General features: G+C 70.0%; 17 protein-coding genes. 9 read left to right on the top strand and 8 right to left on the bottom strand.

Annotated features, from left to right (window positions below; genetic code table 11):
* From AB0O36_RS02950 to AB0O36_RS02960, 3 genes are read left to right on the top strand one after another with little or no spacing between them, the layout of a single operon-like run.
* Positions 1 to 1,224, top strand: a complete 1,224-nt coding sequence (locus AB0O36_RS02950) for an energy-coupling factor transporter transmembrane component T (RefSeq protein WP_365103151.1) — start codon at positions 1 to 3, stop codon at positions 1,222 to 1,224.
* Positions 1,221 to 2,876 (top strand): ATP-binding cassette domain-containing protein, encoded by a 1,656-nt coding sequence (locus tag AB0O36_RS02955; protein WP_365103154.1) that lies wholly within the window; start codon positions 1,221 to 1,223, stop codon positions 2,874 to 2,876. The genes AB0O36_RS02950 and AB0O36_RS02955 overlap by 4 nt, the downstream gene beginning before the upstream one ends.
* Positions 2,873 to 3,751 carry an ECF transporter S component gene (locus AB0O36_RS02960; protein ID WP_365103156.1) on the top strand — a complete coding sequence of 293 codons (879 nt, stop codon included), beginning with the start codon at positions 2,873 to 2,875 and terminating at the stop codon, positions 3,749 to 3,751. The genes AB0O36_RS02955 and AB0O36_RS02960 overlap by 4 nt, the downstream gene beginning before the upstream one ends.
* Here the strand turns inward: AB0O36_RS02960 and AB0O36_RS02965 are convergent.
* Genes AB0O36_RS02965 through AB0O36_RS02990 form a run of 6 tightly spaced genes read right to left on the bottom strand, consistent with a single transcriptional unit; the run spans position 3,672 to position 12,814 of the window.
* Positions 3,672 to 4,784 (bottom strand): type IV pilus twitching motility protein PilT, encoded by a 1,113-nt coding sequence (locus AB0O36_RS02965; RefSeq protein WP_365103159.1) that lies wholly within the window; start codon positions 4,782 to 4,784, stop codon positions 3,672 to 3,674. The two genes, AB0O36_RS02960 and AB0O36_RS02965, sit on opposite strands and share 80 nt — an antisense overlap.
* On the bottom strand, positions 4,781 to 8,740 hold the full coding sequence (locus AB0O36_RS02970) for a hypothetical protein (protein ID WP_365103161.1): 3,960 nt from the start codon (positions 8,738 to 8,740) through the stop codon (positions 4,781 to 4,783). The genes AB0O36_RS02965 and AB0O36_RS02970 overlap by 4 nt, the downstream gene beginning before the upstream one ends.
* A complete protein-coding gene (locus tag AB0O36_RS02975) occupies positions 8,737 to 9,261 on the bottom strand; it encodes a type II secretion system protein (protein ID WP_365103163.1) in 525 nt (174 codons plus the stop codon). Before AB0O36_RS02975 ends, AB0O36_RS02970 begins: the two co-directional genes overlap by 4 nt.
* Positions 9,258 to 9,704 carry a type II secretion system protein gene (locus AB0O36_RS02980; RefSeq protein WP_365103165.1) on the bottom strand — a complete coding sequence of 149 codons (447 nt, stop codon included), beginning with the start codon at positions 9,702 to 9,704 and terminating at the stop codon, positions 9,258 to 9,260. Before AB0O36_RS02980 ends, AB0O36_RS02975 begins: the two co-directional genes overlap by 4 nt.
* A complete protein-coding gene (locus tag AB0O36_RS02985; RefSeq protein ID WP_365103168.1) occupies positions 9,701 to 10,912 on the bottom strand; it encodes a type II secretion system F family protein in 1,212 nt (403 codons plus the stop codon). The genes AB0O36_RS02980 and AB0O36_RS02985 overlap by 4 nt, the downstream gene beginning before the upstream one ends.
* A 60-nt stretch (positions 10,913 to 10,972) precedes the next feature.
* Positions 10,973 to 12,814 (bottom strand): GspE/PulE family protein, encoded by a 1,842-nt coding sequence (locus tag AB0O36_RS02990; protein ID WP_365103170.1) that lies wholly within the window; start codon positions 12,812 to 12,814, stop codon positions 10,973 to 10,975.
* A 286-nt stretch (positions 12,815 to 13,100) separates the two neighbouring features.
* Between AB0O36_RS02990 and AB0O36_RS02995 the strand changes: the two genes are divergently transcribed.
* From AB0O36_RS02995 to AB0O36_RS03005, 3 genes are all read left to right on the top strand, one after another.
* Entirely contained in the window at positions 13,101 to 13,424 is a 324-nt protein-coding gene (locus AB0O36_RS02995) for a type II secretion system protein (protein ID WP_365103172.1), read from the top strand.
* Between the two features lie 174 nt (positions 13,425 to 13,598).
* Positions 13,599 to 14,423, top strand: coding sequence for a prepilin peptidase (locus tag AB0O36_RS03000; protein ID WP_365103174.1), 825 nt, complete (start codon positions 13,599 to 13,601; stop codon positions 14,421 to 14,423).
* 121 nt (positions 14,424 to 14,544) lie between these two features.
* Complete coding sequence (locus tag AB0O36_RS03005; protein WP_365103177.1) at positions 14,545 to 15,105, top strand: PadR family transcriptional regulator; 561 nt, start codon at positions 14,545 to 14,547, stop codon at positions 15,103 to 15,105.
* 120 nt (positions 15,106 to 15,225) lie between these two features.
* On the opposite strand, the gene AB0O36_RS03010 is transcribed toward AB0O36_RS03005, so the two are convergent.
* Together AB0O36_RS03010 and AB0O36_RS03015 are read right to left on the bottom strand one after the other, a co-directional pair.
* Positions 15,226 to 17,154, bottom strand: a complete 1,929-nt coding sequence (locus AB0O36_RS03010; protein WP_365103180.1) for an FG-GAP-like repeat-containing protein — start codon at positions 17,152 to 17,154, stop codon at positions 15,226 to 15,228.
* A 387-nt stretch (positions 17,155 to 17,541) separates the two neighbouring features.
* A complete protein-coding gene (locus tag AB0O36_RS03015; RefSeq protein WP_365103182.1) occupies positions 17,542 to 18,765 on the bottom strand; it encodes a hypothetical protein in 1,224 nt (407 codons plus the stop codon).
* Between the two features lie 293 nt (positions 18,766 to 19,058).
* On the opposite strand from AB0O36_RS03015, the gene AB0O36_RS03020 reads away from it, so the two are divergent.
* The 3 genes from AB0O36_RS03020 to AB0O36_RS03030 all read left to right on the top strand — a co-directional run bounded on the left by AB0O36_RS03020 (position 19,059) and on the right by AB0O36_RS03030 (position 21,749).
* Positions 19,059 to 19,703: a hypothetical protein gene (locus AB0O36_RS03020; RefSeq protein WP_365103185.1), complete on the top strand. Its 645-nt coding sequence runs from the start codon at positions 19,059 to 19,061 to the stop codon at positions 19,701 to 19,703.
* Between the two features lie 68 nt (positions 19,704 to 19,771).
* Positions 19,772 to 21,358 (top strand): prepilin-type N-terminal cleavage/methylation domain-containing protein, encoded by a 1,587-nt coding sequence (locus tag AB0O36_RS03025; protein ID WP_365103188.1) that lies wholly within the window; start codon positions 19,772 to 19,774, stop codon positions 21,356 to 21,358.
* Between the two features lie 88 nt (positions 21,359 to 21,446).
* Positions 21,447 to 21,749 (top strand): excalibur calcium-binding domain-containing protein, encoded by a 303-nt coding sequence (locus AB0O36_RS03030; RefSeq protein ID WP_365103191.1) that lies wholly within the window; start codon positions 21,447 to 21,449, stop codon positions 21,747 to 21,749.
* The last annotated feature ends 155 nt before the right edge of the window (positions 21,750 to 21,904 follow it).

The raw sequence follows: 21,904 nt of genomic DNA on the forward strand, positions 1-21,904 counted from the left end.
ATGGCACGCACGATCCCGTCGGCCGCGGCCACGCCGCCCGTGTCCGGTCCCGCGCCGGACCCGGTCGGCCGCCGTCTGCCCCGCACCCTGCACCCGGTGGCCTGGTGGATCTGGGCCGTCGCCCTGGCCACCGCCGTAAGCCGTACCAACAACCCGCTCCTGCTGTTCCTGGTCCTGGCCGTCCTCGGCTACGTCATCACCGTGCGCCGCACCGAAGCCCCCTGGGCCAGAGGCTTCAAGTACTACCTCTACCTGGCGCTGACCGTCGTCATGATCCGCGTCGCCTTCCGGGCGGTCTTCGCCACCGGCATCACCCCGCACGACCACTTCCTCTTCTCCCTCCCGCACATCCCCACCCCCGACTGGTACGCCGGCATCCAGCTCGGCGGCCCGGTGTCGCTGGAGGCGCTGCTCTCCGCCGCGACCGACGGCCTGCGCCTGGCCTGCATGCTGTGCTGCATCGGCGCCGCCAACACCCTGGCCAATCCCAAACGGGCCCTGCGCGTCCTGCCCGGCGCCCTGTACGAACTCGGCGTCGCCGTCACCGTGTCGATCAGTGTCGCCCCCCAGCTCGTCCAGAGCGTCCAGCGCGTCCACCGGGCACGGCGGCTGCGGGCCGGCCGCACCAAGGGGCTGCGGGCGCTGCGCGGGATCGTCGTCCCCGTCCTGGAAGACGCCCTCGAACGGTCCCTGCGGCTGGCCGCCGCCATGGACTCGCGCGGCTACGGCCGGGCCGGCACCGCCACCCGCCGCTCCCGCCGGATCACCGGCGTGCTGATGCTGCTGGGCATGTGCGGGATGTGCGCCGGCGCGTACGGCCTCCTGGACGCCACCGCACCGAAGCTCCTCGGTCTGCCCGCCATGGCCGTCGGGGCGCTGCTCTGCGTGGCCGGACTGCGCCTCGGCGGCCGGCGCATCACCCGCACCACCTACCGGCCCGACCCCTGGCTCTTCCCCGAGTGGGCGGTCGCCGGCTGCGGCGTCCTCTCCGCCGTTCTGCTCTTCGGCAACGCCGGGTTCGACCCGGCCGAACTGAACCCGTCGATCCACCCCCTGAGCTGGCCCACGCTCCCGCTCGTCCCCGCCGCCGCCATCCTCCTCGCGGGCGCCGCCGGTTTCCTGGCGCCACCCCCGACATCCGGCCCACCAGCCACAGCCCCACCCCCACCCCCACCCCCACCCCCACCCCCCGTCCCCGCACCGCGCACCGAGGCAGCCACGTGATCACCTTCGACCAGGTCTCCGTCCGGTACGACGACACCGCCGAACCCGTGATCAGGGACGTGGACCTGACCGTCGAGGAAGGCGAACTCTGCCTCGTCGTCGGCCACACCGGCGTCGGCAAGTCCACCCTCCTCGGCGCCGTCAACGGCCTCGTCCCGCACTTCACCGGCGGCACCCTGTACGGCCGCGTCTTCGTCGACGGCCGCAACACCGCCGACCACCCGCCCCGCGAACTCGCCGACGTCGTGGGCGTCGTCGGCCAGGACCCCCTCGACGGCTTCGTCACCGACACCGTCGAGGAGGAACTCGCCTACACCATGGAGCAGTTGGCGGTGCCGCCCGCTACCATGCGCAAACGCGTCGAGGAAACCCTCGACCTCCTCGGCCTGGCCGACCTGCGCCACCGCGCCCTCCACGAACTCTCCGGCGGGCAGCAGCAGCGCGTCGCCATCGGTTCCGTCCTCACCGCCCACCCCCGGATCCTCGTCCTGGACGAACCCACCTCCGCCCTCGACCCGACCGCCGCCGAGGAGGTCCTGGCCGCCGTCACCCGCCTCGTCCACGACCTCGGCGTCACCGTCCTCCTCGCCGAACACCGCCTGGAGCGCGTCGTCCAGTACGCCGACCGCGTCATCCACCTCCCCGGCGACGGCCGGGTCGTCTCGGGCCCGCCCGCGGAGGTCTTCCGTACGACGTCCATCGCGCCGCCGATCGTGGAGCTCGGCCGTGCCGCGGGCTGGGACCCGCTGCCCCTGTCGATCCGCGACGCCCGCCGCGCCGCCGCGCCCGTACGCACCCGCCTGGCCGGCACGGTCCCCGGGCCGGCCCGCCCCCCGACCGCGTCGGACCGGTCCACCCTCCTGACCGCCCGCGGCGTGACCGTGAGCTACCACGGCGTACCGGCCGTCCGCCAAGTGGACCTGACCCTGCACGGCGGTGAGGTGACCGCGCTCATGGGCCGCAACGGCTCCGGCAAGTCCTCCCTGCTGTGGGCCCTCCAGGGGTCGGGCCCCCGCACCGCGGGCTCGGTGGGCATACCGTCGGGCCCGGGAAAGTCCGCCGATCCTCGCAAGCTTCCCGCCGCCGAGGCGCGCAAGCTCGTGGGTCTGGTACCACAAACGCCCACCGACCTGCTGTACCTGGAGACGGTGAAGCAGGAACTCGAACAGGCGGACGCCGAGTCGGGAGTGACCGCGAACGGAGCCCCGGCCCGCCCGCTCCTGGACCGCCTGTCGCCCGGCATACCCGACACCAGTCATCCGCGCGACCTCTCCGAAGGACAGAAACTCGCCCTGGTCCTCGCCGTCCAACTGGCCGCGGCACCGGATGTCCTGCTCCTCGACGAGCCGACCCGAGGACTGGACTACCGGGCCAAGGAGCAGCTGATCCGGATCGTCGACGACCTGGCCGCCGGAGGCCGGGCCGTCGTCATCTCCACCCACGACGTCGAATTCGTCGCCCGAGCCGCCGACCGCGTCGTGGTCATGGCCGAAGGGGACATCGTGGCCGACGGCCCGACCACCGAAGTCATCGTCGCCTCGCCGGTCTTCGCCCCGCAGACCGCGAAGATCCTCGCACCGCTCCCGTACCTCACCGTCGGCCAGGCGGTCGAAGCCATCGGCGACAACGACGGAACGGACACGGCCCCATGACCGCGCTCAGCCCCGCCATCCGCATCGGTCCGCGGGCCGCCCTGGTGATCGCCCTGGCCGCCTTCCTCGGAATCGTGGCCTTCTTCTGGCCGTTCCTCGTCGCCCCCGGAAAGTTCGGCTCGAACTACGCCCCGCCGCTGATCTTCGGCGTGCTGCTGGTGATCGTCCTCTGCGTGGTGATCTCGGAGATCGCCGAGGGCGGCATCAACTCCAAGGCCCTCGCCATGCTCGGCGTGCTGTCCGCCGTCAACGCCGCCATCCGCCCCCTGGGCGCCGGCACCGCGGGCATCGAGACCGTCTTCTTCGTCCTCGTCCTCGCCGGCCGTGTCTTCGGCCCGGGCTTCGGCTTCACCCTGGGCTGTACCTCGCTCTTCGCCTCCGCGCTGATCACCGGCGGGGTCGGGCCCTGGATGCCGTACCAGATGTTCGGCTGCGCCTTCGTGGGCATGCTCGCGGGCCTCCTGCCCAAGGCCACCGGCCGCCGGGAGGTCCTCATGCTCGCCGCCTACGGCTCGCTCTCCGGGTACCTCTTCGGGTTCCTCCTCAACCTCTCCTTCTGGCCCTTCTCCCTCGACCCCGACAGCTCCATCGCGTACCTGCCAGGCCTGCCCTTCACCGAGCAGTTCCAGCGCTACCTCGCCTTCGACCTGGCGACCTCCCTCGGCTGGGACACCGGCCGTGCCGTCACCAACCTCGTCTGCATCTGCCTGGCCGGTCCGGCCGTCCTGACCGTCTTCCGCCGCGCCGCCCGCAAGGCCCGTTTCCAGGCCCCGGTCCGCTTCACCCAGGGGACGGTCAGGTGTGGGCGGGTGGGGTGTGGGGGCGCTGGATGTCCTCCGGGTAGGCCGTGTGCCGGACGGCCTCCTCGTGGGTGATGACGCCTGCCTTGACGAGGGCGTTGATGCCGGCTTCGAGGGTCTGCATGCCGTCGCGGTGGCCGGTCGCGATCATGTTGCGGATCTGGCGGGTCTTGCCCTCGCGGATCAGGTTGCGGATCGCCGACGTGCCCACCAGCACCTCGAAGGCGGCCACCCGGCCCCCGCCGGTCCGGGGGATGAGCGTCTGGTTGAGGATGCCGACCAGGGTGTGTGCCAGTTGCAGCCGGACCTGCGGCTGTTGCTCGGCCGGGAACACGTCGACGATGCGGTCCAGCGTCTGCGACGTGTCGTTGGTGTGCAGGGTGGCGAACACCAGGTGCCCGGTCTCGGCGATGGTCAGGGCCGCGGAGATGCTCTCCGGGTCGCGCATCTCGCCGAGCAGCAGGACGTCGGGATCCTCGCGCAGGGCCGCGCGCAGCGCGGCGGGGAACGACTCGGTGTCGGTTCCGACCTCGCGCTGGTTGACCGCCGCGCGCTTGTGGTGGTGCAGGTACTCGATCGGGTCCTCGATGGTGAGGATGTGCACCGGCCGGTGCGTGTTGACGTGGTCGACGAGTGCGGCCAGGCTCGTCGACTTCCCCGACCCGGTCGGTCCGGTGACCAGGACGAACCCGCGCGGCATGCCCGCCCATCCGGTGACGACCGGGGGGAGCCCCAGCTGCTCGGACGACGGCACGCTGAACGGGATGATCCGCAGCGCCAGCGCCGACGCGCCGCGCTGCACGAACGCGTTGCCGCGCAGCCTGGCCTTCTCCCCCCAGGTGAACGCGAAGTCGACCTGCTTCTCCCGGCGGAACCGTTCGGTGAGTTCCGTGCCGAGCACCCCGGTCACCAGGCGGTCGACCTCCGGCTCGGTGAGCGCGGCCCCCTCGACCGGACGCAGGGCTCCGTCGACGCGGAGGAACGGCGCCGATCCGGAGGTGAGCAGCAGGTCGCTGCCGCCCCGCTGCCACAGCTCGTCGAGCAGGTGGTCGATGATCGCGGCGCTGGGCCCGGGCATGGTGGTCTCCAAGGGGGTGTGCTTGCTCATGGCAGGACCGTCCACTGCTTGACGGTGCTCGCGTGGCCGTCGAAGGACACGGCGGCCTTGACGAGCGGGCCGGACAGCAGGTCGATCCGGGTGCCGCCGAGGTGCTCGGTCGCGCCGCCGCTCCCGGCGACGACGGTGTAGGTCAGGGTCAGCCCGGCGAGCCGGGAGGCTTGGGTCAGGCCGCACGGTGCCAGGTCGACCTGGTCGGTCACCGGGCCGCCGGAGCCGATGCGGACCGGCACGTCCAGTGAGCCGTCGGCGCCGGTGCAGGTGCTGCCGGGGAAGTCCACCGCCATCTTCACCGACTTCACGTCGCCTTCCTCGTGGTGCGCCACCTGCAGGACGACGTGGTCGAGCGGTCCGGTCCCGGCCGGCGCCGGCCGGTCGTAGCCGCCGAGCGTGAGGGACGCCTGGCCACCGCCGGGGACGGTGGCGTCCGTGACGTCGACGGGTGCGCCGGGAGCCGGGGTCGTGAACCCGTTGACCGCGGTGACCGACGCCGGTTTCGCGATCACGGCCGGATAGGTCGTGAACAGCACCGGCTCCGGCGGGATTCCGATCACCGGCCGGAGGTATCCGGCGGCCGGGCTGATGCCGAGGGCGATGGTCCGGGCGATGATGCCGCGGGTGACGACCTGCGAGCTGACCCGGCTCATCGACAGGTCGACGGCGGCGGTCGGCGCGTAGACGGTGCCGTTGATCACCAGACGGCTGTGCTCGGTGGCCTTGTCGGCGTCGTCGGTCGACTTCAGGACCGGGCACCGGTTGCCCGCGGTGAGGCAGCCGGACAGGGCCCTGATGGACGGGGCCCGGAACACGATGTCGAGCTGGACGCCGTCGAGCCGGTCGGTGGCGCCGGTGCTGCCCGTGCCCAACTTCGCCGCATAGTCGACGGCGAGCTCGGACAACTGGTCTTCCTTCGTGACCCCGCAGGCGCCGAGGTCGACCACGTCCACACCGAGTGCCCCTTCACGGGCGGTCAGGGCGTGGTTCGCGTCGCAGGCCGTACCGGTACCGGAAACGGTCAGGGTGGTCGTGGGCGCTGCCGCAGGTGCTGCCGGTGCTGCCGGTGCTGCCGGTGCCGTTGCCGGAGGCTCCGTCGGCGAGGGCGGCTCCGTCGCCGCGGGTGGCCCGGTCGGCGGGGCCGGCGCCGGGGTGGTGTCGTCGTCCTGGTGCGCCACGCGCAGCACGACCTTGTCGATCACCGAACCCGCGGGCAGGGGCAGCATCGCGAACCCGCCGAGCCGGACCGACGCCGACGGGGTCGCCGCGGAGAGCGTCGCGGTCGAGGCCGTGGTGTCGATCGTCTGCGCGTTTCCGGGGTCGAGGAACGCCGCGGTGGTGGGCGTCGCGGTGCTGGTCGCCTGGGTGGGCCGTACCGCGATCGGGGGCCGGTGGGCCAGTTCCAGGGTGACGCCGTCGAGCTGGTCGGTGGCCGCGGTGCTGCCGGCGCCGAGGGCGGCGCTGTAGGTCACGACCAGGCCCGTCAGCTGGGCGGGATCGGTCAGCCCGCAGACGGCGACCAGGTCCAGGGTGTCGGTGGCCAGGGCGCCCGGGCGCGCGGTGAGCTTCTGCGGGGTGGTGCAGGAGCGGGGTACGCCGGGCCCGGACAGGGTGACCGAGACCGCCGGTGGCGGTCCTCCGGCCGCCCCGGGATCGTCGCGGTGCGCGACGTGCAGCAGGGCCCCGTCCAACACAGAGCCGGGCACCACCGCAGGGGTGTCGTAACCGCCGAGTTCGATGGCGGCGGCCGGCTCGGCCGGGTCGAGGGCGGCGCGGGCCGTGTCGGCGCCGTCGATCGCCCGGGCGTCGGCCGCGGCGGTGAACGTCGTCGACTTCGCGCTCGTCGCCGGCCGGGGCGCCGGCGGGTCGTGGACGACCTCGAGCCATACGCCGTCCAGGGAAGAGGCGCCCGCGGTGCCGCCCTCCTTCAGCCCGGCGGCGTACGTCGCGGTCAGACCGGTCAGCTGGGCGGGGTCGGTGATGCCGCACGCCTTCAGGTCGACGCGGTCGTCGCCCAGCCCGGCCCGGGCGGTGAGCGGCAGGTCGGTACAACTGCCGGCGCCGCCCCCGGGGGTGACGTCTATTCGGGGCGCCGCCGCGTCGCCGGTCTCCTGATGGGCCACCCGCAGCACGGCGGAGCGGATCGTCGACCCCGGCGGCAGCGGCGGCCGGCCGAACCCGGCCACGGTGATCGACGCGGACGGGGCCACCGTGGTCAGATCGGCGCCGGCCACCGACGGCGCCGGCTGTTCGCCTATCTCCAGGGCGTTGTCGGGACCGGTGCCCGCGGCGGTGAAACCGGTCGATGCGGTCACGGCGGTCGGCTTGAACGTGGTCGGCGTGCGGTAGGCGACCTCCAGCCAGATGCCGTCCAGGCGTTCCGTGGCGGTGGTGCCGCCGGTGTCCAGGGCGGCGGCGTAGGTCACCGTCAGGCCGGTGAACCGGGCCGGGTCGGTGAGCCCGCACGCACCCAGCAGGTCGATCGCGGGATCCGTGGCGAGCGCCGGGTGCCGGGGCAGGTCGTCGGTGCGGCAGGTGTCTCCGCCGACGGCGGTGGTGACCTTCACCGCGCCGGGGGCGGTGAGGTCGCCGTCGTCCTCGTGCCTGACGTGCAGCGTCGCGGCGGTGATGACCGAGCCGGGCGGCACCTGCGGGGTGAAGCCGGACAGCTGCATCGAGACCGACTGGCGCTTCGCCGGGTCGAGGACGGCGTCGGCGGTGCAGTCCGCGGTGCCCGTCGGCTGCGGACACCCGGGCAGGGCCGCCCTTTCGCCACTGGTCAGGGCATGGACCGGGTTGGTGAAGCCGGTGTTCGTGACCACCGCCGTCGGCTTCAGCGTGTGTGACGGCTTGGGCGGCTGGACGCCGTACACCGCCACCTGCTGCGCGCCCGGGGTGACCGGCGCGCACAGTTCGACGTGTCCCCGGTCGACCTGGAACCGGCTGCCGCCGCCCATCATGACCTGGACGCCTTCGGGCCGCGTCCTGTCGCAGCCGCCCGGGTTGGGGACGGCCGGGCGGGTGGGGGCGCCGGGGTCCCAGCCCGCCTGGGTGCCGCCGACCACACTGACCGTGGGGTCGGAGACCGTCCATACCGCGGTGCCGCCGGTGAAGGTGAAGTCGAAGTAGTGGACACCCGGCTGCAGCCATACGACGACGCCCGGGCAGTCGCCGCCGGTGAGGCGGGTGAGGGCGGGGGCGTCGTCGTAGTAGCCGGGCTGCAGCCGCACCAGCCAGGAACCGGCGGCGGGGCAGGCGGGCACCGTCCGCCGGACCGGGACGGCCGTGGCGGGCGGGGCGTGGTCCGGGTCGGCGCCCACGACCTTGTCGGCGGGGGCCGACGGGGTGTCGCTGGCGCAGTCGTGGGCGTACGGAGCCTGGGTCGGCGGCAGCTTGGTCTGTGACACGGCACCGGAGCAGTTGCCGACGGCGGACACATCGCCCGACACCACCATCGAGGTGCCGGCGCCGGCGGTGATGTTCGAGTGCGAGAACACGCTGCCCTGCACGCGCAGGCCGCGCGTGGACACGTTGATGCCGTCCTCCGCCGCCTGGCCCAGACTCAGCAGCGCGTCCTGCGGCTGGGTCGCGCGCGTGGTCGCGGGTGACGAGTTGAGGGGGTCGCAGTGGACGATCATCTGCCGGCTGTTGATCGGCGGGGCGGTGTAGTCGGCGCAGGGGTTGCCCTGCGAGAAGTTCTTGATCGCGAGCTGCGTCGCACCGTCCGCGCTGTAGGCCTGCTTGCCCTGGTCGACGTACACGCTTGCGGCCTTCAGTCCCGTGCCGGCGAAGGACAGGACCGACACGGTGACCAGGGTGAAGACGACGACGAAGGCCAGCGCGAGGATCAGTGTCGCGCCCTGTTCGTCGTCGCGCCGGCGGCGCGGAGTCCGGGGGAGCGGAGTCCGGGGGAGCGAGGGCAGGCGGCGCGGATTCGTCGGGCGGCCGGTCATGACGCGCTCGATCGTCGGATGGCGGTGAGGGCCGTCGGGGGCGCGGCGGGGTCGCTCTGCACGGTCAGCGTTACCTCCGTGGGCGAGGTGCACGGAGTCTCGGCACCGCAGCTCAGGGTTACGGGATGGGGCGTTGTGGTGGGGTCGAACCGGCCCAGCAACGTGGTGACGACGCCCCGGTCGGTGCACTGCACCCGGTTCAGGGCGCCGGTCGGCTGGTCGTAGGCGTAGACGACGTCGGTGCCGGGCCGGCTCAGGTGGACGATCACTGCGGCAACGCCGCACGCGGGGTCGGTCGTTACTCTGTCCGCACTGTTCACGTCGCCGTAGAAGTAGCGGTTGAGCGTGCCCACCGCGCTGGTGGTGGACACCCGCTTCTCGGTGTCCGTCATGAACCGCAGTCCGAGGACGATCGCCTGGGGCAGCAGTACCGCGATGATGCCCACGATGACGATCGTGACCAGCAGCTCGGTCAGGGTGAACCCCGACTCCGAGCGCCCGGTGGGCCGTTGTGTCGTCATGACAGCATCGACTCCCGCTTGATCACCTCTAGGGTCGCGTCCTTGACGGGCCGTGGGCCGGTCGAGCGCACGGTGAGCGTCACCTTCTGCACTCCGGTGTCGGCCGTCGGGCAGGTCGGGCCGAACGCGCCCACCCCGTCCCAGTACTCGATCTTGAGGGTCACGGTGTAACCGGCCGGCGGAGCGGCGGTCTCGTAGCCACTGGCGCAGGACACGTACGGCTCGCTGACGACCTTCTCGGCGGTGCTGCGGATGACCGAGTCGGCGCTGGTCACCTTCTGCTGGGTGACCGAGCTGATGATCGCGGTGCCCATGCCTCCGAGAACGGCCACGAAGGCGACGCCGATGAGCACCACGGCGACGAGGACCTCGATCAAGGTCTCGCCCTCTTCGCCGCGGCGGCGCCGAGGGCGGTGTACCGGGCGGCGGGCCGGGCCGGTCACTGGACCTCGACCTGGTTGTAGACGCCGTAGATCGCGGAGAGGAGGGCGACGGCCACGAACCCCACGACGACCCCGACCACGATCACGATGGCCGGCTCGAACAGGCTGGTCAGCCGCTTGAGTTTGTGCTGGAGTTCCTTCTCGTAGAACTCCGAGACGTTCTCGAGCTGGTCGTCGAGGGTTCCGGTCTCTTCCCCCACGCGCATCATCTGGGTGACCGCCCCGGGGAACAGCTTGGTGCGGGCGATCGGCCCGGAGATGCCGCCGCCTTCGAGCATCTCCACCCGGGCCTTCCCGATGGCCCGTTCGTACACCAGGTTGTCGGCGCCGGCGCCGGCCAGGGTGAGCGCTTCCGGAATGGGCACTCCTGCCTTGATCATCGAGGTCAGGATGCGGCAGAACCGTTCGATGACCATGTAGCGGACCACGTCGCCGACCACCGGCATCACCAGCAGGAAGCGGTCGCGCAGCAGCCGTCCCCGCTCGGTCCGCAGACCGGCGACCACGGCCACGACGAGCGCGGCGAGCACGCCGAGGATGACCGGGTACCAGGCCGTGACGAAGTCGGTGAAGCCCAGCAGGATCCGGGTCGGCAACGGCAGTTCCGCGTTGAAGGACTCGAAGAACACCTTGAACCGGGGCAGGACGAAGATGACGAGGACGAGGACGACGGCGACGGCCAGGACCATCACCAGGCTGGGATAGGTCAGGGAGGAGCGGACGGTGCGCCGACTCTCGACGTCGCGCTCGATGTAGCGGCCCAACTGGGCCATCACCACGTCGAGTTCACCGGTGGCCTCCGCCGAGCGGAGGACGGAGATGTAGAACGGCGGGAGCGCCTTGGTGTGGACGGCCATCGCGCCGGCGAAGCTCTCGCCGAATCGCAGCGAGTCCATGACGTCGACGAGCACCTTGCCGAGCTTCTTGTCCTTGGTCTCGGCGCGGATGATCTCCAGGGCGTCCAGGATGGGCACTCCGGCCTTGATGAAGGCGGCCATCTGGCGGGAGAAGTTGCTCAGCTCGACCAGGTCCACCTTTTCCGCGGTGAGTTCGAGCTGCAGCAGGTTGCGGCCCGCGGCCTTGACCGACTGCACGTCGTAGCCCTGCCGGGTCAGGCTGTCGGTCACGCCGTCGACACTGGAGCCCGTGAGCACGCCGGTGGTCTGTTTCCCGTCCGGGCCGACCGCGACGTACTTGAAGGTGGCCATGCCGGTGCACTCCTGGTCTTCGGTGTCAGAGGTTCGCGTCTCGGTGTCGGGGGCGTCCGGCTAGACCACGTACACGCTGGACATGATCTCGGCGATGGTCGTCGTCCCCTCCTCCACCAGACGGACGCCTCCGTCCAGGAGGCTTTCCATGTGCTCCTCGCGGGCGGTCTTGCGCAGGGTGCCGATCGGCGCCTTCTCGACGAGCAGTCGCTTGACCGTGTCGCTCATCACGAGCAGTTCGAAGACGCCGATGCGCTCCTGGTAGCCGGTCCGGGAGCAGAAGCTGCAGCCCCGGCCCTGCCAGAACTCGATGTCGGTCGACCCGCCGGCCTTCGCGAAGAAGGCCAGTTCGTCCACGCCCGGCTTGTAGGGCTCGCGGCACTGGTCGCAGATCCGTCGCACCAGTCGCTGGCTGACCACCCCGGAGACCGTGGAGGTGATCAGGAACGGCTCGATGCCCATGTCGGTGAACCGGTGCAGCGCGGAGCAGGCGTCGGCGGCGTGGATGGACGACAGTACGAAGTGGCCGGTGAGAGCGGACTCGACCGCGATCCGCGCCGTCTCGCCGTCCCGGATCTCGCCGATCAGGATCACGTCGGGGTCCTGCCGGAGGATCGAGCGCAGCCCGGTCGCGAACGTGACGCCCGCCTGTTCGTTGATCTGGATCTGGTTGACCGACGGGACCACGTACTCCACCGGGTCCTCGATGGTGGTGATGTTGCGCTCGCTCTGGTTCAGCTCACCGAGCGTGGCGTACAGGGTGGTCGTCTTGCCGCTGCCGGTCGGTCCGCCGCAGGCGACCATGCCGTAGGGGGAGCGCAACAGGGACGAGAACCGCTCGTACGTCGCGGTGGGCATGCCGAGCTCGGCCAGCCGCAGCAGGCTGCGGTTGCTGTCGAGCAGTCGCAGCACCGCCTTCTCGCCCCAGATGGTGGGGGTGGTCGCGACCCGGATGTCGACCGACCTGCCGTCGATCTCGGTGGCGATCTGCCCGTCTTGCGGGCGCCGCTTGTCGACGATGTTCATGTTGGCCATGATCTTGATCCGGCTGACCACGGACGGGCCCATGTTCTCCGGCAGGCTCAGCACGTCGTGCAGCGCGCCGTCGATGCGGTACCGGACCCGGACCCGGTCGCCGTGCGGTTCGATGTGGATGTCCGAGGCCCGGTCGCGCAGGCCCTGGGTCAGCATGAGGTTGACCAGGTGCACGACCGGCGCGTCCTCGCTCACCACCCTGGCCCCGGCGGTGGCGGTGCGGCCGGTCTCGGTCGCCGCGAAGGCCTCGACCAGGCTGCTGACGCCGGTCAACGCCCGGTAGGCGGTGCCGATCGAGCGCCGGATGTCCGCGGGAGCCGCGATCGCCAGCTGCACCCGGTCCGGCGCGACGGCCCGGGTGACCTCGTCGAGGACGCGCGGGTCGGTCGGGTCGCCCGCCGCGACCAGCAGCGTGCCCTCGTCCCGCCGCACCGCGACGACGCCCAGCGAGCGGGCCAGCGCCTCCGGCACGCGGGCGGCCGCCTCCGGATGGGGTGCGCTCTGGCGCAGGTCGACGACCGGGACGTCGAACTGGACCGCCAGGGCCTCGATCAGCGACCGCTCGTCGACCATGCCGAGTTCGAGCAGCAGGGCGCCGAGCCGCTTGCCGGACGCCGACTGCTGCAGGAGCGCTTCGTCCACCTGGGCGGGGGTGAGGTGCCCGCGCTGTACGAGGAGTTCGCCGATGCGGGGGCCCTGGTGCGCTGCGGGGGACGAGTGGGCGGTGTCGGACTCCGCGTCGCGGACCGGTTCGCCTGCCGGGACGGGAGAAGGTGCCGCGCCCCGCGCTCCGCCGGGCTGGGTGCCGTCCTCGCCCGCAGGGTCTGTCGCCGCCGAGCGGCCCCGGAAAAGCCGGCGATTCGCCAAGGAACCCACCCCTATCGCGCATCCAGAACAGTGGCCGATCATTCGTCCCGGAACACGTCCGCAGAACTGTCAGCCGCTGAGTAATCAGCTGCATGCTACAGCACGCCACAAGACTGGCATCTGCCACCTTGATCGGCCGTTTTCCCTTGCGCCGCCCCTTGTGAGCCCCACTCCTGCTCGGTAGTCTGCGGCTGATTAATCACGCTGTCACTATCACCTGATTTGGCAGCGGTCGCGTAGATGGAGAGAAATGTTCACTTACCTGCAAGGCAAGATGCGCGGGCGAATGCGCGCACAGCGCGAGACCACGGAAGCCGGCTTCACGTTGATCGAGCTCCTCGTGGTCATCGTGATCCTCGGCATCCTGTCCGCCATCGTCGTCTTCTCCGTCCGCGGCATCAACGACAAGGGCCAGGACTCGGCCTGCAAGATGGACAAGGCCACGATTGAGACCGCGGAGGAGGCGTACTTCTCTCGTTTCAAGAAGTACGACACCGTGGACAAACTGCACGAGGAAGGGTTCCTGTCCACGGTTCCCACCTTGCACAAGGTCACTCTCACTCCGGACGCGCAGTACACCGTCGACCCGGTGGCCCCCTGCACTGCCTGATACGGGGCAGTCCTCACCGGACGACCGTCGGCCGACGGTCGAGACCGGTCCAGTTCGCCAGGTGGCATCGGGAACGCCGCCTGGCGAGCGGCGTTCGGCGGCCTTGCGGCATCGCCGGATCCATAGTTTTGAGCCGGTAGCGACTGTTACGGTCCGTACGGCACCATTGCGCGCATGCCACCCACACTTGTCTTGATCATCGGTCTGCTGGGGCTCGCGGTGGGGTCGTTCCTCAACGTCGCCGTCTCCCGGGTGCCGGCCGGCCTCTCGGTCGTACGGCCACGCTCCGCCTGTCCGGGATGCGCCACGCCGATCGCGGCCCGCGACAACATCCCCGTCGTGTCCTGGCTCCTGCTGGGCCGGCGCTGCCGCGCCTGCCGGGTTCCCATACCCGCGCGCTATCCGCTCATCGAAGGGCTCACCGCGCTCCTGTTCGTCGCCATGGCACTGCGCTTCGGCCGGTCGGAAGTCCTGCCGGCCGTACTGGTCTTCACCGCGGGGCTGCTGGCCCTGGCCGCCTGCGACGCCGAACACTTCCTGCTCCCCAAGCGGCTCATCTACCCGACTCTGGGGCTCACCGCCGCCTGTCTGCTCGCCGCCGCGGCGGCCACCGGACAGTGGCACCGGCTGGGCGTGACCGCGGTCTGCGGAGTCGGCGGGTTCGCCGTCTTCTTCGCCCTGTTCTGGGTCCGCCCGGCCTGGCTCGGATTCGGCGACGTACGCCTGGCCGGCCTGCTCGGCACCGGGCTGGGCTGGTTCGGTCCGTCGTACCTCGTCTTCGCGCTGCTGGCCGGCAGCGCAGCCGGGCTGGTCCTGGGCCTCGCGCTCATGGCGGCGGGGCGAGCGACCCGCCAGACCCGCCTCCCCTTCGGCGTGTTTCTTGCCGCCGGCGCCATTGCCGCCCTCCTGATCGGCGCTCCTGTCATCCACTGGTACGAGACCGTGAGTGACCCGTACGCGACGAGTGCTCCGCTCACCACGGTCCGCGACCGGTCTTGACCGCCCGGGCCGGACGTCGGCCGCGGGCCGGCTGCCGGGAAGATCTGGCCTGTTTCGGCCTTTTCGGCTCTGGCCTTGGCAGAGATCGCAAACAACACCGACGATCCTTAACCTGGCTAGCATGAAGCAACCTGACCTGCCGCTGGCCGAGTGGATCGTGCTCGCGCTCATTGCCGAACGACCCAGCCACGGCTTCGCCATCGCAGCCCTCACCGCGGAGGGCGCGGAAATCGGTGAGTTCTGGTACGTCTCGCGCCCCATGGTCTACCGGTCGATCACGCGGCTGGTCGAGCGCGGACTGATCACGCCGGTCGGCGCCGAGGAAGGCAATCGCGGACCGCAGCGCATGATCTACGGCGCCACCCGCTCGGCCAAGGCGACGGTCAGCCGATGGCTCAGCGAACCCGTGTCCCAGCTGTTCGACGTCCGCGCCGAGCTCACGTGCAAGCTTCTGCTGCTCCAGCGTCGCGACGACAGCCCGGCGCGCCTGGTCGAGCGCCAGCGGGTCGTCATCGACGAGATCGAGGAGTCGCTGCGTGCCAAGGAGCACACGGGTGACCACCTGACGCGCGCGATCTACGCCTGGCGGCTGGAACACGTACGCGCCGCGGGCCGGTTCCTCGACGCCGTTGACGCCGATGCCGCAGCCGACTCGATGCGGCCGGCCGCCAAGGCCGGCTGACGTCACGCGCGTGCCCACGCGTGCGCCAACGAGACGGGCCCGGCGATCGCATCTTCGCAATCGCCGGGCCCGTCTTCTACGTCAGAGTGTCATGGGCAGCCGCAGGAAGCGGCTCGTTGCCTACGGCACCTCGACGACGGTCTCGCAGGAGCCGCCGTTCGCGATCGAGTCCGTGCCCGCGAGAGTCGGACCGCCGTTGTTGTCGCCGGCGCAGAGGTCCGCGCCGCTACCACCGGCGAGGGTGTCGCTGTCGGCGCCACCGACCACGGTGTCGCCACCGTTGCCACCGGAGAGCCCGTCGTTGCCGGCCCCGCCCTTGATGACGTCGGTGCCGTCGCCACCGCTGACGGCGTCGTTGCCGTCACCGCCGTCGATGTAGTCGTTGCCGCTGCCGCCCGACACGGCGTCGCTGCCGCCGAAGGTGCAGATGGTGTCGTTGCCACCGTTGCCGCTGACGGCGTCGTTGCCGCTGCCGGTGACGATCACGTCGGAGCCGCTGGTGCCGTTCACGATCCCGTTGCCGGTGATCGTGGCGGCGAGACCGTTGCAGCCGGCCGAGACGTTGATGGTCACCGTCGCGATGTTCGAGTCGACCGTGCCGTCCGTCGCCTTGTACGTGAAGCTGTCGCTTCCGACGTAGCCGCTGCCGGGCTGGTAGCTGAACGAGCCGTTGGCGTTGAGCGTCAGGGTGCCGTGCGCCGGCCCGGTCACGAGCGACGCCGTCAGTGTGGAGCCGTCAGGATCCGTGTCGTTGCCGAGGACACCGGGAGCGCCGACGACGAGCGGGGTGTCCGCCCCGACGTGGTTGTACGAGTCGTTCGCGGCCGTGGGCGTCCGGTTCGTCGCGTTGAGCAGCACCGACGCGTCGTTGACGAAGGTCGCCGAGCTGTTGGCGTTGGCCGTGACGACATCGGGACGCCCGTCGCCGTCGAGGTCGGCCACCGCGGCGGACTGCGGGTTGAAGCCGCCGTTCAGCCCGTATGCGAGCGGGCTGCCGAACGCACCCGCGCCGTCGCCTTCGAGCACGAAGATCTGGTGCGAGCCGGCGCTGGTGACGACCAGGTCGACGTGGCCGTCGCCGTTCATGTCGGACACCGACGCGGAGGTGAGGTTCGACCCCGCGGACAGGAGGTTCGCGGTGCCGAAGCCGCCCGCGCCGTCGCCGAGGAGGACGGCGATGCGCCCCGGCGTGCCGGGCGCCACGATGACGGCGTCCTGCTTGCCGTCCTCGTTCACGTCGGCGAGCTTGAGCTTGGTCGGAAACGTCATGCCGGCCGAAACGCTCGAAGCCGTGCCGAAGCCGCCGTCTCCGTCGCCCAGCAGCACGGAGAGCGTGCCGCTCGAATTGTTGGACGTGACGAGATCCAGGTGACCGTCGCCGTTGAGATCGGAGGCGCCGATGCCCTGCGGGCCGGTGCCGCCGTTCAGCCCGAAGCGGGTCGCCGCACTGAAGGTGCCGTCGCCGTTGCCGATGACCACCGCGACATTGTTCGTGTTCGCGTTGGACGTGGCGAGGTCGGGCTTGCCGTCCTCGTCGAAGTCGCCCACGGCGACGCCGACCGGGAAGCGCGCGACACACGGGTTGTCGCCCGTGGTGTCGCACCCGGGCGTCGGGTTGATTTCCACCGCCGCACCGGTGCCGAGAGCGCCGGAGCCGTCGCCGAGCCAGACCAGAGCGGTGTTGCCGCGCGCGTCCTGGCTGATGACGTCCTTGTTGCCGTCGCCGTTGATGTCCTGGATCACTGCCGAGACGATGAAGCGGTTCGTCATGGTCTCCGGCGCCGCGTACTTCGTCACGGTGCCGAAGCTGCCGCCGCCCGAGCCGAGGAACACACCGAGGCCCTCGGTGCGGATCGCCGTCACGAGGTCCGGCTTTCCGTCGTTGTTGAGATCGCCGATCGCGACGGCGGAGCTGCCGCGGCCGTTGTCGTCGAGGTTCACCGCGGCAGCGAAACCGGTCGTGTTGACACCGGTAGCCACGGCCGGTGCGGTGGCCACCATGACGGTGGCAACCGCGAAGACGACCGCAGGAATTCGGTGTGACCGCATCCGCGTGACCGTGCCTGCGCGGCCATCCGGCGTCAGGTGCCTACGAGCTGATCTGTTCATGGGTGAGGCCCCTCCTCAGGGCCTGATGAATAGGAATGGGTGACGCGCTTCGGCATGACGGCCGCCGACTGGCCGAATACGGTCGCGACCGTTGCTGATCCGGTGGGATGCCATGGCGGGATGACGCCGGTGATCGACTCCACTAGTCAGCCATTGACAACTTGGGCGGCGTGCGCGATGCGCGTCATGCAGCTTGCTGGGACGGGTGTTCCGGCGGTGCTGCCGTCGATGGGCAGTCGGACCGCCGACGAGGCTCCCGGAGCCGGGACCGCCAGCGGACGATGTTCGTGCCTGGCCGACGGCCCGTTGTCCCGTCCTCAGCAGCGCCTAGTAGCCGTAGGCGGAGAGGGTCGACTGGATGTTGTTGTTGACGTCCCAGTCGTTGTTGAACAGGTCGCTCCAGGCAGCCGCTGCGCCGGGGTTGCCGCCGGTCAGGGCGACGCCGTACTGCTCGATGTCACCGTAGCCGGAGTACGCGCTCGGATTGACATCGGTCCACGTGTTGGGGTCATTGGTCGTGGTGCCGTTCAGCGAGCTCGACGTCCAGCTCACGTTCATGACGTTCGACTTCGCGACGAGACCCAGCTGGGTGTTACCGCCGGCGTTCGCCGTCACCGCGCCACGCACCTGGCTGATGCCCGATTCCAGGCGGACCTTGCATGCCGTGCCGGCGCTGTCGCACGCGCTTCCCCGGAACACGTTCTGGCCTGGGCCGCTGTCGGTCCACGTGAACCCGTTCTGGACCAGCGCCTGCTTGGACGCCGCACCGAACGGCGCGGAAGCCGGGTCGGCGACCGCGATCCGGTTCCCGCTCGTCCCGAGCCAGGTCACCACACCCGAGATCGTCGTGGGTGCGCCGCCGGAGATCGGAGACGCGTCACAGCGAGGCGACTGCGCCTTGCCGTTGCCGCTGCCGTTGGCGTCCGCGCCGAGGGCCAGCGGCGGGCTTCCGGCGTTGGACGGGTCGTCGCCCTTGGTCGAGCCCGCCCAGCTGCCGTTACAGCTGTAGATCGCCAGCCGCCCGACTGCAACCAGGTGCTTGCTTGCGACATCGCCGTTGCATTCGACGCTTCCGCTCGCCGTGCACGTGCCGCCATCCACGGTCGGGATGACCGCGTTCACGTTGGATTCGTCCGCCGACAGGAACGCGTCGATGTGCAACGGCCCGTCGACGCAGTTGTTCGACGAAGAGGGATTGCACGTGGTGTACGGGCCGGCGCTCTTCAGCTGCTGACGCAGGCTACCCGACGTGATCCCTCGCATCGTCGATGTGTCGATCGCCGGCTTGTTCCAGTACCCGCCGATCTGCGATGCGGCGTTCGCCGTGAACGCCGTGAAACCCCCGCTCGACGCGATCGTGCCCTTCATGTCCTTCAGGGCGGGATACATGTTGTTCGCGACACCGACCTGCGAATCCGTCGTCGCGAACGCTGTCGGCGCCGTGGCGGTGATCAGCGCCGTGGCGAGGGCACCCACCGCGAACACGTTCCGTACCCGGCGCATCGCGGTGCGGCCGGAGTGCGAACCGCTCTGTGCGCGGCTGGACTTCATTTGCATCTGCTACTCCTAGTCAATCTGATCGGCGGCGGCTGCCGGACGGGCACCCCGCTGGTGGGATCAGGCAAATGCCGGAAACTCCTGGGCATCTGCCAGGCTCCCGGCGTGACTGCGCCGCACACGCCTAGATGGTGCTCACTGGGAACCCAGTAGTCAATCGTTGACAACCTTGCGTCCTGTGGATGTAATGCATGTATCCAGACTGCAACGGGCCTGGTGGGCGAGTGTCGTCGGCCCGCTGCGAGAAGCAGAGAAGGGGCTGGCGGCACGATGGGCAGAGGCGTGATATGGCAGTGTTGAGCAGCCTGTCGGGCTCGCGCGCGATCAGGCGGGGTGTGTTGGTGCTCGTGCTGGTTGCGGTGGCACTGGGCGTTGTGGTGTTCGTGCGCGGCGGGTCGGATACGGCCACCCAAGCCAAGCGGCCGGAACGCGAGTGGTGCACGCCGGGAACCCCGCGCTCTGCGCTCTGCCCGAACAACAAGGCGTTCGAAGCCAAGGAATACGCCACTCACGGCGATGCCTTCGAGTGCAGGGTCTTCGCCAGTCAGGCTGATGCCCAGGCAGTGCTGCGGGCCAATCCCAGCGATCCGAATCACCTTGATGACGGAGGCGGCGTCGCGTGTCGCGGATTGCCGGAACCGCGCGACACCAAACCGGTCCCCCAGATCGCACAGCAGTTCAAGTGCACTCCCGGCAACACCCGCAGCGCGCTCTGCCCGCAGCCGGATCGAGCCTTCGATGCGCGCTACTTCGTGCGCTACGGCAATGACGCCTACGACTGCGCGGACTTCGCCAGCCAAGCGGACGCGCAGGCCGTCCTGCGCTTCGCGCCAGCCGACCCGAATCACCTTGACGCCGATGGGAAGGGCGTCGCATGCCCGGATCTGCGAGGGCCCAAGGACGTCAAGCCCGTGCGGCGGGGAACGCTGTGACGCGGCAACGGCTCGCGCGTGCGCTCGGGCTGGACGTGAACCATCGATCGAAGGAAGCTCCGACTGCCATGACACCGCACCCTCGCCTGTTCCCCTTGCACGTCAGACGCCAGGACGGCTTCACGCTCATCGAGTTGCTCGTGGTCATCGTGATCCTGGGCGTCCTCTCCGCCATCGTGGTGTTCTCCGTCAAGGGCATTGGCGACAAGGGCCGCAAGGAGGCGGTCGCCGCAGACGCGGCTACCCTGCGGACAGCGGAAGAGTCCTTCTGTGCGAAGTACGGACACTACGGAACGATCGAGGAGCTGATCAAACACGGGTTCCTGGCCGGCGAACCGGAACACAACATGGTGGCGGTCGGCGAGGAGAACAAGTGCGGTCGGGGCCCGAATTCGTCGTACACGCTGTATGACACTTCACCGTCGGAGAGCGCGGCGGACGCGATCCAGGTCGCGGGTGCGACCGACGTAGTGGTCGATGAGAAGGCGAATCGGGTGTACGTCGCTTCCATGGGCACCAACAGCGTGACCGTGATCGACGGCAAGACCGACAAAGTGATCGGTACTCCGATCAACGTCTCCAGCGCTGTGTCGGTCCCGGACCGGATCGCGGTCAACCCCGGCACGGGGCAGGTGTACGTCGGTGGTACGGGCGGCGTTGCGATCATCGACACGGCCAACGGCAATCAAGTCACCCGCGTCGAAAACTTCAACACGAAGGTCAGCGGCCTCGCTGTCTCGCCTGAGAACGGCGACGTCTACATCGGGGGCGGAGCCTCGGATGTCGCCTACATCGCGGCCGGCGACTCGAAGGCGACGACGATCCCGCTGCCCGCCGGCGGACGAGTCGTGGGCGCATCCGCCGGTATGGACTTCTCGTTTGACGCCAAGCGCCACGAGGTGTACTTCACCAAGCTGGGCCCCGGCAGCGGCGCGAGCCCCAACATCGGCCTCTTCGCCATCTCGTCGCAGACCCACCAGGTCAGGCTGGTTGCGGACTTCCCGACGAAATCAGGCTGCAGCGCCAGCAGCGGCTACGGGCACCTCATGGTCGGGTCCGCTCGTGGCAGCACCGCCGTCGATCCGAACCGCAGCCTCGTCTACCTGCTTGCCAAGAAGTGCACTCAGGACCCGGTGAGGCCGACACCGGACCAGATCGGGACAACGATCGTCATCAATCCCAGCGACGGTACTTCAAGGGCGATCGACGACGCGGTGGGAGTGAGTTCCGCTCCCACCTCCGCGGTCTACAGCGCTGCGGCAGGATCGGTTTACCTCTTTACCGCCACTTCAGGTAACGAGCAATGCGGCCTTTCCGCGGGCCGTATCAGCCAAATCCGCGAGGCGAAGGTCACGCGGCAGGCACCAGTCTGCTCATTGTCGTCGGCGAGCACAGGGAACCAGGCCCACAAGGTCGTATTGCTGAACAGCTTCAACAGGGTCTTCGTCGCGCAACGAAGGATTGAAGCCGAGGAAAACATCCCTGGCTCGCCTGGCGGCCTCGGGGTGGCCGACGGCACCACGCTGCTGACGCAAGCTCCGCTCGGCACGCCCAGCGAGTTCGTCTCGCTGGCCGTGAACAACAGCACGGCGAAGGTGTACGCGGTGAATTTGAAGAACAACAGGGTCGAGGTGTTCCGGACAGGATCGGCTTAGAACCATGCCAAAGCAGTCACGCAGTATCCACACTGGTCGGGATCACCGGCTACGCACGGCGCGTCGTATCTCCATCGGGGCGGTCGGGGTGATCGCGGCGATCATGCTGACCGCGTGCGCCGGCAACGAAGCCCCAGAGCGCAAGTTCGACGTCGCTCCCTATGTGAACAAGGGGCACGTGGTCGACTGCAACGCGTTCAAGGCGCAGGCCGACGCGCAAGCCGTGCTGCGGGCGGACGCGCTCGACCCGAACGAACTCGACCGGGACGGCGACGGCATCGCATGCCCGGACCTCCCCAAGCCGAAGGACAAGAAGCCGGTCCACCGCGACTTCAGGACCGACTTGGACGGCGCACCGATCAGCGAGCCGGTCAAGCCGTCGCCGAAGTAGCAACAGCCGAAGCGGTCATGCGCGGTACGGATGCCCTTCCGCCGCGCATGGCCGCTTATGGCGTATCTCCCTCCTGCCTGCGGGAGGGCCCCTACGAGAGGGAGATGCGCCATGGCCGCGGCTGAACCCGGCAGCGTCCTTGAGCGATGGGCTCG

The sequence above is a fragment of the Streptomyces sp. NPDC089799 genome (assembly GCF_040684755.1).
GTDB lineage: Bacteria > Actinomycetota > Actinomycetes > Streptomycetales > Streptomycetaceae > Streptomyces.